Annotated in this window: 9 protein-coding genes, 2 tRNA genes and 1 pseudogene; 7 read left to right on the top strand and 5 right to left on the bottom strand. The window is 72.0% G+C overall.

What is annotated here, in order from left to right; all coding sequences use genetic code 11:
• From ACWEN3_RS26500 to dnaG, 4 genes are all read left to right on the top strand, one after another.
• Nucleotides 1-502, top strand: a 502-nt coding sequence (locus ACWEN3_RS26500; protein ID WP_452975726.1) for a sirohydrochlorin chelatase, incomplete at its 5' end; no start/stop codon positions are given.
• Between the two features lie 125 nt (nt 503-627).
• Complete coding sequence (locus ACWEN3_RS26495; protein ID WP_452975724.1) at nt 628-1,911, top strand: deoxyguanosinetriphosphate triphosphohydrolase; 1,284 nt, start codon at nt 628-630, stop codon at nt 1,909-1,911.
• 104 nt (nt 1,912-2,015) lie between these two features.
• Complete coding sequence (locus ACWEN3_RS26490) at nt 2,016-3,281, top strand: NAD(P)/FAD-dependent oxidoreductase (protein WP_452975722.1); 1,266 nt, start codon at nt 2,016-2,018, stop codon at nt 3,279-3,281.
• 47 nt (nt 3,282-3,328) lie between these two features.
• Nucleotides 3,329-5,236 (top strand): DNA primase, encoded by a 1,908-nt coding sequence (gene dnaG, locus ACWEN3_RS26485; protein ID WP_452975721.1) that lies wholly within the window; start codon nt 3,329-3,331, stop codon nt 5,234-5,236.
• A 25-nt stretch (nt 5,237-5,261) separates the two neighbouring features.
• On the opposite strand, the gene ACWEN3_RS26480 is transcribed toward dnaG, so the two are convergent.
• Nucleotides 5,262-5,891 (bottom strand): hypothetical protein, encoded by a 630-nt coding sequence (locus ACWEN3_RS26480; protein WP_452975719.1) that lies wholly within the window; start codon nt 5,889-5,891, stop codon nt 5,262-5,264.
• A gap of 111 nt (nt 5,892-6,002) precedes the next feature.
• On the opposite strand from ACWEN3_RS26480, the pseudogene ACWEN3_RS26475 reads away from it, so the two are divergent.
• A pseudogene (locus tag ACWEN3_RS26475) lies at nt 6,003-7,284 on the top strand (RNA polymerase sigma factor).
• 34 nt (nt 7,285-7,318) lie between these two features.
• On the opposite strand, the gene ACWEN3_RS26470 reads toward ACWEN3_RS26475, so the two are convergent.
• The 4 genes from ACWEN3_RS26470 to ACWEN3_RS26455 form a co-directional block, all read right to left on the bottom strand.
• Entirely contained in the window at nt 7,319-9,247 is a 1,929-nt protein-coding gene (locus ACWEN3_RS26470) for an ABC transporter ATP-binding protein (RefSeq protein ID WP_452975717.1), read from the bottom strand.
• Entirely contained in the window at nt 9,247-10,980 is a 1,734-nt protein-coding gene (locus ACWEN3_RS26465) for an ABC transporter ATP-binding protein (RefSeq protein WP_452975715.1), read from the bottom strand. Before ACWEN3_RS26465 ends, ACWEN3_RS26470 begins: the two co-directional genes overlap by 1 nt.
• A 163-nt stretch (nt 10,981-11,143) precedes the next feature.
• A complete protein-coding gene (locus tag ACWEN3_RS26460; RefSeq protein ID WP_452975713.1) occupies nt 11,144-12,595 on the bottom strand; it encodes an FGGY family carbohydrate kinase in 1,452 nt (483 codons plus the stop codon).
• Between the two features lie 46 nt (nt 12,596-12,641).
• Entirely contained in the window at nt 12,642-12,947 is a 306-nt protein-coding gene (locus tag ACWEN3_RS26455) for a YtxH domain-containing protein (protein ID WP_452975711.1), read from the bottom strand.
• Nucleotides 12,948-13,104: 157 nt separating this feature from the next.
• Here ACWEN3_RS26455 and ACWEN3_RS26450 point away from each other — a divergent pair.
• Nucleotides 13,105-13,177, top strand: a tRNA-Asn gene (locus ACWEN3_RS26450).
• Nucleotides 13,178-13,353: 176 nt separating this feature from the next.
• A tRNA-Ile gene (locus tag ACWEN3_RS26445) sits at nt 13,354-13,430 on the top strand.
• Nucleotides 13,431-13,615: the final 185 nt, after the last annotated feature.

Here is a 13,615-nt window from a genome sequence, read left to right as displayed (position 1 = left end):
GGACATCCCCGGCGCGGCGGACGCCGCACCGGCACGCGCGCGCGTGGCCGCCCCGCTCGGCCCGCACCCGCTCCTCGCGGAGACCCTGTACGACCGCTTGGTCGAGGCCGGCTGGCCCCCGGCCCCGGACCCCGCCACCCGCCGCGCCGGCGCCGTCGTCCTGGCCGCGGCCGGCTCCCGCGACCCCGACTCCGCCGCCGACACCCGCCGCACGGCCCGCCTCCTCGCCGACCGCCTGGGCGTCCCGGTCGTCCCCGCGTACGCCTCGGCGGCGAGCCCGGCCGTCCCGGCGGCGCTGCGCGCCCTGGCGGCCCGCGGCCGGCACCGGGTGGCCGTCGCCTCGTACTTCACCGCGCCGGGCCGGTTCGCCACGCAGTGCGCGCGGCAGGCGCCCTGGATCGCCGCCGCCCCGCTGGGCGCCCACCCGGCGATGGCCCGACTGATCCTGCTCCGCTACGACCAGGCACGGGCGATGACGGGGACGGAGCTGGCCTCGGCCTAGAGGCGCCGGGGGAGAAGGAAAGCGGCGCGGCCGGCCAGACCGCTCCCGCTCGCCGAACGGCAGAACCCGGCGGACGACAAGGCGCCCGGCACCCCTTTGTCACCGTCGGCGCTTACTGTCGAATCATGGAAGGCACCCGCAGCGAGACCCTCACCGGCTACGACCCGTCGTCAGCGGCCCGTTGGGCCCCCGAACCCGACAAGCGCCCCGGCCGCACCGCCTTCCAGCGCGACCGCGCCCGCATCCTGCACTCGGCCGCCCTGCGCCGCCTCGCCGGCAAGACCCAGGTCGTCACGCCCGGCCAGCGCAGCGCCCGCGCCTGGGACGCCAGCCCCAGGACCCGGCTCACCCACTCCCTGGAGTGCGCCCAGGTCGGCCGCGAGCTGGGCGCGGCCCTCGGCTGCGACCCGGACCTCGTGGAAGCCGCCTGTCTCTCCCACGACCTCGGTCACCCGCCCTTCGGCCACAACGGCGAACGGGCCCTGAACGAGTTCGCCGACGACTGCGGCGGCTTCGAGGGCAACGCCCAGTCCCTGCGCCTCCTCACCCGCATCGAACCCAAACGTTTCACGCCCGAGGGCTCCGTCGGCCTCAACCTCACCCGCGCCACCCTCGACGCCGCCACCAAGTACCCCTGGCCGCGCGGCGCCCACCCCACCGACCCGGCGTCCCCGAAGTTCGGCGTGTACGAGGACGACCGGCCGGTGTTCGACTGGGTCCGCGAGGACGCCCCCGGCACCCGCACCTGCTTCGAGGCGCAGGTCATGGACTGGGCGGACGACGTGGCCTACTCGGTGCACGACGTCGAGGACGGCCTGCACGCCGGCCACATCGACCCCAACTGCCTGCACGCCGAGCCCGAGCGGCAGGCGGTGTTCGAGGTCGCCGTCGGCCGGTACGTGCCCGCGGACACCGACCCGGCGGAGCTGGCGGCCGCCCTCGACCGCCTCCAGGACGAGGAGTGGTGGCCGCACGGCTACGACGGCACGGCGGTCACCCAGGCCCGCCTGAAGGACGCCACCAGCCAGCTCATCGGCCGGTTCTGCCTGGCCGCCGAGGGCGCCACGCGCGCCGCGCACGGCAGCGGCCGGCTCACCCGCTACGGCGCCGCGCTCGTCGTGCCCCGCGCGACCCGGATGGAGTGCGCGGTGCTCAAGGCGGTCGCCGACCGGTACGTGATGCAGCGCGCCGAGCAGGAGCGGCTGCGCGCCGACCAGCGGGTGATCGTGGCGGAGCTGGCGGAGGCGCTCACCGCCCGCGCGCCGGACGGTCTCGACCCGCAGTTTCGGGCGCTGTTCGACGGGGCAGACGACGACCACGCGCGCAAGCGGGTGATCGTCGACCAGATCGCCTCCCTCACCGACGCCTCAGCGCTCTCGCTGCACGCGAGACTGACGGGGCATATGTGAGGGGAAAGTGACCCCGGGTGGCCTGATCGGGTCACTCCCTCTTCCCGCAGCACGCCACGTGCGGGAGGCTCGCATGTGGCGGCACCCTTACGAGGAGGCATCAAGTGGTCGACGCGGATCAGACGTTTGTCATCGTCGGAGGTGGCCTCGCCGGAGCGAAGGCGGCCGAGACGCTCCGCGCGGAGGGCTTCACCGGCCGGGTGATACTGATCTGCGACGAACGCGACCACCCCTACGAGCGCCCGCCGCTGTCCAAGGGCTACCTGCTCGGCAAGGAGGAGCGCGACAGCGTCTTCGTGCACGAGCCCGCGTGGTACGCGCAGAACGACATCGAGCTGCACCTCGGCCAGACCGTCGACCGCATCGACCGCACGGCGAAGACGGTCCGCTTCGGCGACGACGGCACCCTCGTCCGCTACGACAAGCTGCTCCTCGTCACCGGCGCCGAACCCCGCCGCCTCGACATCCCCGGCACCGACCTGGCCGGCGTCCACCATCTGCGCCGGCTCGCGCACGCCGAGCGGCTCAGGAACGTGCTGACCTCGCTGGGCCGGGACAACGGGCACCTCGTGATCGCCGGCGCCGGCTGGATCGGCCTGGAGGTCGCGGCGGCGGCCCGCGAGTACGGCGCCGAGGTGACGGTGATCGAGCCCTCGCCGACCCCGCTGCACGGCGTTCTCGGCCCCGAGCTGGGCAACGTCTTCGCGCAGCTGCACCGCGAGCACGGCGTCCGCTTCCACTTCGGGCGGCGGCTCACCGAGATCGTCGGCCAGGACGGCATGGTCCTCGCGGCCCGCACCGACGACGGCGAGGAGCACCCGGCGCACGACGTCCTCGCGGCGATCGGCGCGGCACCGCGCACCGGCCTGGCCGAGGCGGCGGGCCTGGAGCTGGCCGACCGGGCGCACGGCGGGGGCATCGTGGTGGACGAGCGGCTGCGCACCTCCGACCCGGACATCTACGCGGCCGGTGACGTGGCCTCCTTCCCGCTGGCCCTGTTCGGCGGCCGGCTGCGGGTGGAGCACTGGGCGAACGCGCTCAACGGCGGCCCGGTCGCCGCCCGCGCCATGCTCGGCCAGGACGTCGTCTACGACCGCGTGCCCTACTTCTTCACCGACCAGTACGACCTGGGCATGGAGTACAGCGGATGGGCGCCGCCGGGGTCGTACGACGAGGTGGTGATCCGGGGCGACGCCGGCAAGCGGGAGTTCATCGCGTTCTGGGTGAAGGAGGGACGCGTGCTGGCCGGGATGAACGTGAACGTGTGGGATGTCACAGACCCCATCCAGCAGCTCATCCGTTCCCGGGCCCAGGTGAACGTCGAGGCGCTCTCCGACCCCCACGTACCGCTGGACAGCCTCACCTCCTGACGTCCGAGGGCACCGGAACTGTCACAGCGCCCCCGTAGAATTCACCCGTGGCAGGACGGATCAACGACGAGGACGTGAAGGCGGTACGGGACGCGGTCCCGATCGACGCCGTGGTCTCCGAGTACCTCCAGCTGCGCAACGCGGGCGGCGGCAACCTCAAGGGCCTGTGCCCGTTCCACGACGAGAAGTCGCCGTCCTTCCAGGTCAGCCCGAGCAAGGGACTCTTCCACTGCTTCGGCTGCCAGGAGGGCGGCGACACCATCACCTTCGTGATGAAGGTGGACCACCTCTCCTTCTCGGAGGCGGTCGAGCGGCTCGCCGCCCAGGCCGGCATCACCCTGCGCTACGAGGAGGGCGGGTACAACCCGGCCCACCAGCGCGGCGAGCGCATCCGCCTGGTCGAGGCGCACAAGATCGCCGCCCAGTGGTACGCCGAGCAGCTCGCCACCGGTCCCGAGGCCGAGACCGGCCGGGTCTTCCTCGCCGAGCGCGGCTTCGACCAGGCCGCCGCCGTCCACTTCGGCGTCGGCTACAGCCCCCAGGGCTGGGACCACCTCACCCGCTACCTGCGCGGCAAGGGCTTCACCGACAAGGAGCTGATCCTCTCCGGCCTCTCCCAGGAGGGCCGCCGGGGACCCATCGACCGGTTCCGGGGCCGTCTGATGTGGCCCATCCGGGACATCGGCGGCGAGGTCGTCGGCTTCGGCGCCCGCAAGCTGTACGAGGCGGACAACGGCCCGAAGTACCTGAACACCCCCGACACCGCGATCTACCGGAAGAGCCAGGTGCTCTACGGCATCGACCTGGCGAAGAAGGACATCGCCAAGGCCAGCCGCGCGGTCGTCGTCGAGGGCTACACCGACGTCATGGCCTGCCACCTGGCCGGAGTGACCACGGCCATCGCGACCTGCGGCACGGCCTTCGGCGGCGAGCACATCAAGATCCTGCGCCGGCTGCTGATGGACAACGGCTCGGCCCGCGTGATCTTCACCTTCGACGGCGACGCGGCCGGGCAGAAGGCCGCCCTGCGCGCCTTCGAGGACGACCAGAAGTTCGCCGCCGAGACCTACATCGCGATCGCGCCCGACGGCATGGACCCGTGCGAGCTGCGCCTGGCCAAGGGCGACGAGGCCGTCGCCGACCTGGTCGAACCGCGCACCCCGCTGTTCGAGTTCGCGCTCCGGCAGATCCTCTCCCGCTACGACCTGGACACCCCGGCCGGCCGCGCCGCCGCCCTGGACGAGGCCGCCCCGATCGTCGCCCGCATCAAGAACACCGGCGCGCAGCACGAGGTCGCCGTCGAACTGGCCGGCATGCTCGGCATCCTCGACACCCAGTTCGTCGTCCGGCGCGTGGCCCAGCTGGCCCGCTGGGCCCGGGACCGCGGCGGCAAGGGCCCGCAGCAGGGCCCGTCCCACCCGGCCGGCCAGCAGTGGGCCGCCGCCCCGCGCCCCGCGAACCCGGGCCCGGCCCTGACCCTGCGCAACCCCGTCTACGCGGCCGAACGCGAACTGCTCAAGCTCGCCCTGCAACGGCCCGAGCTGGTCTCCCCGGCCTTCGACGCCTACGGCGTGGACGAGTTCACCGCCCCGCCGTACGCGGCCGTACGGCAGGCGATCGCCGAGGCGGGCGGCGCCGAGTACGGCCTGCCCGACCCGCAGGAGTACCTGGTCCGGGTCCGCGAGGCCGCGCCCGACGACACCGTCCGGGCGATGGTCACCGAGCTGGCCGTCGAGCCGATCCTGCGCCGTACGGTGGACGAGACCTACGCCGGCACGGTCCTGGTGCAGATCCGCCGCCGCGCCGTGGAGCGCCGCATCCGGGACATCCAGTCCCAGATGACCCGTCTGTCCACCGGCGGCGACCCCGCCCGGCTGGCCGCCGTGCAGAACGAGCTGTGGGTCCTCCAGCAGTACGACCAGACTCTGCGCGGCCGGGGCGCCGAGGCGCTCTAGCCGCCCTCCGGCGGAGACAGCGCCGTCACCGCCCGCAGGAGCCGGCCGACGAACGTTCCTCCAGCCACCCGTCGTCCACCGACTCGTCGCTGTCGTGCAGCACGAACTCCCGTTCCACGGAGAGCACTTCGGCCCCCTCCAGCTCGGTCAGCAGGCGGGTCAGCGCCCGCTGCGCGGACGCGCCGGTCACCTCCCGGCAGCGCTGTGTCACGAACCGCTCGTGCCGCCCGCCCCCGCTCACCCGCCGAGCGTTCCACGACAGGTGCGCGCCGTGCGGCACGACCCGCGCGGCCAGCGCGCCGAGGTCGGCGTCCGCGTCCAGCAGCAGCTTCACGTGGTGCTCGAAGTACCGCCCGCCGCCGCAGGGCCCGTCCGGCACCTCCGGCGCCCACGGCGCCGACTCGGTCTTCACCCGCACCGGTACGAAGCCGGCCGCGCGCAGCGCCGCCACGGTCCCGGCCGCCCGCGCCGACTGCTCCTCGTACGAGGCCGAACCGGCGAGCGTGAGCATCGGCTGGTCCCGCATCCGGCCGCGGGCCAGCACGATGTGCGTGAGCTTCAGACCCGCCGCACCGGCCCAGCCGCGCAGCCGCTCCGCCTCACCGGGACCGGCACAGCGGACAGTGACATGGGTCTCGTACAGAAGTCCGGACACCCGGGGATCCTCCCAGATCAGAGGGGGACCCGGCGCCCGGTTTTCCCGCCCACGTCACCAGCGGGTCACGGACCGGACGCAAAAAGTCACCGCAAGCCCCTCGTGGCGGGGATGTGTCTTACCCCACACTGTTGGCGGTGCCCGAGTCCTCGGAGCGCAGGCCGTCGACTCTCCGCTCCCGAAGTACCGCTGCCGCACACCTTCAGCAGCGATCATCCTGGAGGTCGCCCCCGTGCAGACCCAGACCCTCACCCAGTCCGACAGCAGCACCAGCGCCACCCCGGACGAGCCGGACGCGGAGACGGACGTACTCGTGGCCGTACCCCCGCAGAGCCGTGCCGACCTGCACCCGGAGGCGGGACCCGCCGAGCCGGCGGAACCGCCCGCCGAGGCACTCGCGGCGCAAGCCGAGGAGCCCGCGGAGACCGAGGAGCCGGCCGAGCCCGCCGAGGGACCGGCCGCGGCCCGGGCCGAGACCGGCGGCCCCTCGGCCGACCTGTTCCGCCAGTACCTGCGCGAGATCGGCCGCATCCCCCTGCTCACCGCCGCCGACGAGGTCGAACTCGCCCGCCGGGTCGAGGCCGGCCTGTTCGCGGAGGAGAAGCTGAGCAACACCCCCGATCTGGACAGCCAGTTGGCGCATGACCTGGACCGGCTGGTGGTCATGGGCCGGATGGCCAAGCGCCGGCTGATCGAGGCCAACCTGCGGCTCGTGGTGTCGGTCGCCAAGCGGTACGTCGGCCGCGGCCTGACCATGCTCGACCTCGTCCAGGAGGGCAACCTCGGGCTCATCCGGGCCGTGGAGAAGTTCGACTACGCCCGCGGCTACAAGTTCTCCACCTACGCCACCTGGTGGATCCGCCAGGCCATGTCCCGCGCCCTCGCCGACCAGGCGCGCACCATCCGCGTCCCGGTCCACGTCGTGGAACTGATCAACCGGGTGGTCCGGGTGCAGCGCCGCATGCTCCAGGAACGCGGGTACGAGCCGACGCCGGACGAGGTCGCGGCCCATCTGGAGCTGCCGCCCGAGCGGGTCGGCGAGGTGCTGCGCCTCGCCCAGGAGCCGGTGTCGCTGCACGCGCCCGTCGGCGAGGAGGACGACGTGGCCCTCGGCGACCTCATCGAGGACGGCGACGCGGCGAGCCCCGTGGAGTCCGCCGCGTTCCTGCTGCTCAGGGAGCACCTGGAGGCGGTGCTGTCCACGCTCGGCGAACGCGAGCGCAAGGTCGTCCAGCTCCGCTACGGCCTGGCCGACGGCCGCCCCCGCACCCTGGAGGAGATCGGCCGCATCTTCGGCGTGACCCGCGAGCGGATCCGGCAGATCGAGTCCAAGACCCTCAACAAGCTCAGGGACCACGCCTTCGCGGACCAGCTGCGCGGTTACCTGGACTGAGCGGGGGGCCGCCGGCCGGCGGCCCCCCGGACGGCTAGTCCACCTCGGCCACGGCCTGGGCGAACTGGGCCTTGTACAGCCGGGCGTACGCCCCGTCGGCCGCCAACAGCTCGGCGTGCGCGCCCTGTTCCACGATCGACCCGTTCTCCATCACGAGAATCGTGTCGGCGTCGCGGATCGTCGACAGCCGGTGCGCGATGACGAACGACGTCCGCCCGGCCGCGAGCTTGGCCATCGCCTTCTGGATCAGCACCTCGGTCCGGGTGTCCACGGAACTCGTCGCCTCGTCCAGCACCAGGATCACCGGGTCGGACAGGAAGGCCCGCGCGATGGTGATGAGCTGCTTCTCACCCGCGCTGACGCCCGTGCCCTCGTCGTCGATCACGGTGTCGTACCCGTCGGGCAGGGTCCGGATGAACCGGTCGGCGTGCGCGGCCCGCGCGGCCTCCTCGATCTCGCCCGGGGTGACCTCGCGCGCGGCGCCGTACGCGATGTTCTCCGCGATGGTGCCGCCGAACAGCCAGGTGTCCTGGAGCACCATGCCGATGCCGGACCGCAGTTCGTCGCGGGACATCCGGCGGACGTCCACCCCGTCCAGCGTGATCCGCCCGCCGGAGACGTCGTAGAACCGCATCAGCAGGTTGACCAGCGTGGTCTTGCCGGCGCCCGTGGGGCCGACGATGGCGACCGTGTGCCCGGGCTCCACGGTGAGCGAGAGGTCCTCGATCAGCGGCTTCTCGGGGTCGTACCGGAACGACACGTGCTCCAGCCCCACCCGCCCGCGCAGCTCCGCGGGCCGCTCGCCCGGCACCGGATCCGCCTCCTGCTCCTCCGCGTCCAGGAGTTCGAAGATCCGCTCGGCCGAGGCGACACCGGACTGCACCAGGTTCGCCATCGAGGCGACCTGGGTCAGCGGCATCGAGAACTGCCGCGAGTACTGGATGAAGGCCTGCACGTCACCGATGGACAGCGCGCCGGACGCGACCCGCAGGCCGCCGACGACCGCCACCAGCACGTAGTTCAGGTTCGACACGAACATCATCAGCGGCTGCATGACACCGCTGTTGAACTGGGCCCGGAACGCGGCCTCGTAGAGCGCGTCGTTCTGCTCGGCGAACTGCTTCGCCGACTCCTGCTGACGGCCGAACACCTTCACCAGGGTGTGCCCGGTGTACATCTCCTCCACATGCGCGTTCAGCTTGCCGGTGGAGCGCCACTGCTGCACGAAGTGCGGCTGCGAGCGCTTGCCGACGCGGGTGGCGACGACGAAGGACAGCGGGACGGTGACGAGGGCGACCAGCGCCAGGATCCAGGAGACGTAGAACATCATCACGAGCACACCGATGATGGTCAGCACCGAGTTGATCAGCTGGCCCATCGACTGCTGGAGCGTCTGCCCGATGTTGTCGATGTCGTTGGTGGCGCGCGAGAGCACCTCACCGCGCTGGCGCTTGTCGAAGTACGACAGCGGCAGCCGGGACAGCTTCGTCTGCACGTCCTCCCGCAGCCGGTACATCGTGCGGTTCACGGCCCGGTTGACCAGCCGGGTCGCGACGGCCATCAGCAGACCGGCGACCAGGAAGGTGCCGAGCGCGAGCAGCAGCACGTTCCCGACGGCGTCGAAGTCGATGCCCTTGCCGGGGGTGAAGTCGGTGCTCTTGAGCATGTCCGCGATGGCGCCCTGGCCGTGTGCGCGCATCTGCGCGAGCACCTGGTCCTTGGTGGCCCCGGCGGGCATCTGGCGGCCGACGATCCCGGAGAAGACCAGGTCGGTGGCCTTGCCGAGGATCTTCGGGCCGATCACGCTCAGGGTCACGCTGATGACCACGCACAGCAACAGCGCGTAGATGGTGACCCGTTCGGGTTTGAACTGGGATACGAGCCGCTTGCCCGACCCCTTGAAGTCCATCGAGCGCTGGTCGGGGCCGCCCCCGGCCATCATGCGTCCCATGGGCCCGGCCATCAGGCGGCCTCCGCTTCCGTCAGCTGGGAGAGCACGATCTCCCGGTAGGTCTCGTTGCCTGCCATCAGTTCGTGGTGCCGGCCGGAGCCGACCACCAGGCCCTCGTCCAACACGATGATCCGGTCGGCGTCCCGGATCGTCGCCACCCGCTGGGCGACGATGACGACGGTCGCCTCGGCGGTCTCGCGGGCGAGCGCGGCGCGCAGGGCCGCGTCGGTGGCGTAGTCGAGCGCCGAGAAGGAGTCGTCGAAGAGGTAGATCTCCGGGCGCTGGACCAGCGTGCGGGCGATGGCGAGGCGCTGGCGCTGACCGCCGGAGACGTTCGTGCCGCCCTGGGCGATCGGCGCGTCCAGGCCGCCCTCCAGCCTGCTCACGAAGTCCTTGGCCTGCGCCACCTCCAGCGCGTGCCACAGCTCCTCGTCGGTGGCGTCCGGGTTGCCGTAGCGCAGGTTGGTGGCGACCGTCCCGGCGAACAGGTACGGCTTCTGCGGCACCAGCCCGACCGTCTTCGCCAGCAGCACCGGGTCGACCTCCTGGACGTCCACGCCGTCGACCAGCACCTGGCCCTCGGTGGCGTCGAACAGCCGGGGGACCAGTCCGAGCAGGGTGGACTTGCCGCTGCCGGTGGAGCCGATCACGGCGGTCGTCTCGCCCGGCCGGGCCACCAGTTCGATGGACCGCAGCACCGGCTCCTCGGCACCCGGATAGCGGAAGCCGGCCCCGCGGACCTCCAGATGCCCGTGCCGGCGCAGCTCGGTGACCGGCGCGAGCGGCGGCACCACGCTGGAGTCGGTCCCGAGGACCTCGTCGATGCGCTCGGCGCAGACCTCGGCGCGGGGCACCATCATGAACATGAAGGTGGCCATCATCACGGACATGACGATCTGCATCAGATAGGCGAGGAAGGCGGTCAGGTCACCGATCCGCATCCCGCCGCTGTCGATGCGGTGCGCGCCGAACCAGACCACCGCGATGGAGGACAGGTTCACCACCGTCATGACCATCGGGAACATCAGCGCGAGCATCCGGCCGGTGGCCAGCTGCATCTCGGTCAGCTCGCCGTTGGCCTTCCCGAACCGGCCCTGCTCGTACTCGTCCCGGACGAAGGCGCGGATCACCCGGTTGCCGCTGATCTGCTCGCGCAGCACCCGGTTCACCGTGTCGAGCCGGACCTGCATGGAGCGGAACAGCGGCCGCAGCCGGCGCACGATCAGCGTCACGCAGATGGCGAGCACCGGGACGACCGCGACGAGCACCGCGGACAGCGGCACGTCCAGGCCGAGCGCCAGCACGATGCCGCCGACGCACATGATGGGCGCCGACACCATCAGGGTGAACGACATCAGGACCAGCATCTGGACCTGCTGTACGTCGTTGGTCGTACGGGTGATGAGCGAGGGCGCCCCGAAGTGACCCATCTCACGAGCGGAGAAGGACTGCACCCGGTCGAACACGGCGCGGCGCACGTCCCGGCCGAGCGCGGCGGCGGTGCGCGCGCCGAAGTACACGGCACCGATGTTGCACACGACCTGGGCCAGCGAGATGCCGATCATCAGGGCGCCGAAGGACAGGATGTAACCCGTGTCCCCCTTCACGACACCGTTGTCGATGATGTGCGCGTTCAGGGTGGGCAGGTAAAGGGTGGCGCAGGTCTGCAGGAACTGCAGCAGCACCAGCAGGACTATGGGTTTCTTGTAGGGCCTGAGATAGGTCCGCAGAAGTCGTATGAGCACGCTACGTCTCTCGGAGTCGGCGACAGGGGCTGGTCGGTGTGCCCTTGGCCCCTATCGTCGGACACTCCACCCGTGTTACCTCAACCGATTAACCCAACAGCGGATTCTCGTACGGCCTTACGAGTACCCGGCGAGTCCATGTGGTTTGGGCGGCTCTGCGGTGTTATGAGCGAAACGCCCCCGGGTGGGTCTGCTCCCGCACCGCCACGAACTGCTGCCGTACCGCCTGCCCGACGGCGAGTTCGTCGCCCGGGTCCAGCACCTGCGCCGCCGCGCCCTGCCACGCCGGCGGGTTGCGCGGGTCGAGCGTGCCCTGCGACACGCCCAGCGCCCACGCCGCCTGCCGCGCCGCGCCGATCGCCGCGTAGTCCGCCGGCTGCGGTACGACGACCTGCGCGCCGAACAGCGCCGGCGCCGAGGCCTGGACGGCGGGCAGCTCGGCGGCGGGGCCGAGCAGGAAGATCCGCCGCACCTCCACGCCGCGCCCGCGCAGCACGTCCAGCGCGTCGGCGAGGCCGCACAGCATGCCCTCGAAGGAGGCCCGCGCCAGGTGCTCGGGCTTCATCGACTCGCGCCGCAGCCCGGCGAGGGTGCCCGCGGTGTGCGGCAGGTTCGGCGTGCGCTCACCCTCCAGATAGGGGAGCAGCACCAGACCGTGGGCGCCCGGTGTGGACTTCATCGCCAGCTCCGACAGGCTCTCCAGGTCCGGCAGCCCGAGGAGTTCGGCGGTGCCGCGCAGGGCCCGTACGGCGTTCAGCGTGGTGACGACCGGCAGGTGCATGCCGGTGGCGTCGGCGAGGGAGGTGATCATCCCGGCCTGGTCGGCGAGGGCCTCCGGGTGCACGGCCATCACGGAGCCCGAGGCGCCGAGGGACACGACCGCGTCGCCGAGCCCGATCCCGAGCCCGAACGCGGCGGCCATGGTCTCCCCGGTCCCGGCGGAGATCAGCAGCCCCTCCGGAGTCGTACCGGCCGCGTCCGACGGGCCGATCACCTCCGGCAGCATCGCCTGGTGCCCGAGCGCCAGCTCGACCAGGTCGGGCCGGTAGCCGCCGGTGGCCGCGGACCAGTAGCCGGTCCCGGACGCCCCGCCGCGGTCGGTGGTCCGGCGCACGGGCCGCCCGAGCAGCTGCCACACCAGCCAGTCGTGGGCCTGCAGCAGCACGGCGGTGCGCAGGGCGTTCTCGGGTTCGTTCTTGGCGAGCCAGCGCAGCTTGGTCACCGGCCGGGCGGCCTGCGGGACGCAGCCGACCGCCTGCGCCCAGGCCTCCCGGCCGCCGAGCGCGTCGATGAGATCGGCCGCCGCGACCTGGGCCCGCTTGTCGCCGCCGACCATCGCGGGGCGCACGGTGTTGCCCTGGGCGTCGAGCGGGATCAGCGCGTTCTGCTGCGCGGAGACACCGATGGCCTGCACGCCCTCCAGCAGGCCGCCCCCCGCGGCCTCGCCCAGGGACAGCAGCCAGGCCTGCGGATCCACGTCGCTCGGCCGAGCGCCGTCCGGCGTCTCCAGCGGATGCGGCGCGTATCCCTGCCTGAGCACGGCACCGCTGTCCGTGTCACAGACGACGATGCGAGTGAAATCGGGCGAGCTGTCCAACCCGGCGACTATCCCCATACCGAGAATTTTGCAGCATGCCCGGGCCTGCTACCGCCGTGGGCGGCTAGGTGTCGCTCGTGCCCCAGTCGTCCTCGGGCGTGCCGTTGACGTTTCGCTCCCGCAGGGACCGGACCCGCTGGGCCACCGACTCGGGGACGCGGTCCCCGACCTTGTCGCTGACGGTGTGGAACGCCTTGCCGGCGTAGGCGCGGCCCTGGTGGGCGGCGGTCTCGGCGGTGTTGCGCACGGCGGGGTTCTGGGCGAACTGGCGAGCGGACTTCTTCAGCTGCTCGTAGCGCTCGCGTCCTGCCCGCGTCCCGAGTACGTAACCGAGGGCCAGTCCGGCGATGAACGTGAGCCGGTAGCGCATGGCTGCCACCCTTCCGTGCCTAGGTCTCTGGTGCTGCGCCGGCGCCGAGGGCAACCGATTGGCGGAGCACCCCCCTGCTTGCGCTAATGTATGTGTCGCAGCGAGCGCCCGCCCCCTGGCGAATACCCAGGTAGGTACGTTCGATGCAACGAGGCGATCCTCCGTAGCTCAATTGGCAGAGCAGCCGGCTGTTAACCGGCAGGTTACTGGTTCGAGTCCAGTCGGGGGAGCACGCTGAACGAGGACCCCGCCGGGGTCCTTTTTCATGTCAGGAGGAACCGCCGTGCCTGCGCCGATGTCCTCAAGGTCATGAGCAGCGCGGAAGCCGACCATCCGAAGCAGGAGATCGTATGAGCGGCTATGCTGCGGCAGACGGCGCGCACACATGTACGCGACACGCCGCTATGGGGCGGTAGCTCAGCCGGTTAGAGCAGCGGACTCATAATCCGTCGGCCGTGGGTTCGAGTCCCACCCGCCCCACCAGGTCTCGCAGTGCAGAAGCGTTTCTACCTGCGGGCACGCAAAAAGGAAGGCCGCCACGCCAGTGTGGCGGCCTTCGGTACTTCTCCCGGAGCAAGGTCGGGGAGGCGCCCGGGGGCGCGGGGCCCCGTTCGGAGGAACCGGTGGGGTCGTTCCCCGGCGGTGAGGGCCCCGCCGATCCACCCGGC

The sequence above is a fragment of the Streptomyces sp. NPDC004561 genome, assembly GCF_053602155.1.
This window is presented reverse-complemented; position numbering and strand designations above follow the sequence as displayed.

Bases quoted from the DNA above. Each gene is read 5' to 3' on its own strand.
- ACWEN3_RS26495 (WP_452975724.1), top strand. From the start codon at position 628: ATGGAAGGCACCCGCAGCGAGACCCTCACCGGCTACGACCCGTCGTCA.
- ACWEN3_RS26470 (WP_452975717.1), bottom strand. From the start codon at position 9,247: ATGGCCGGGCCCATGGGACGCATGATGGCCGGGGGCGGCCCCGACCAG.
- ACWEN3_RS26460 (WP_452975713.1), bottom strand. From the start codon at position 12,595: ATGGGGATAGTCGCCGGGTTGGACAGCTCGCCCGATTTCACTCGCATC.
- ACWEN3_RS26455 (WP_452975711.1), bottom strand. From the start codon at position 12,947: ATGCGCTACCGGCTCACGTTCATCGCCGGACTGGCCCTCGGTTACGTA.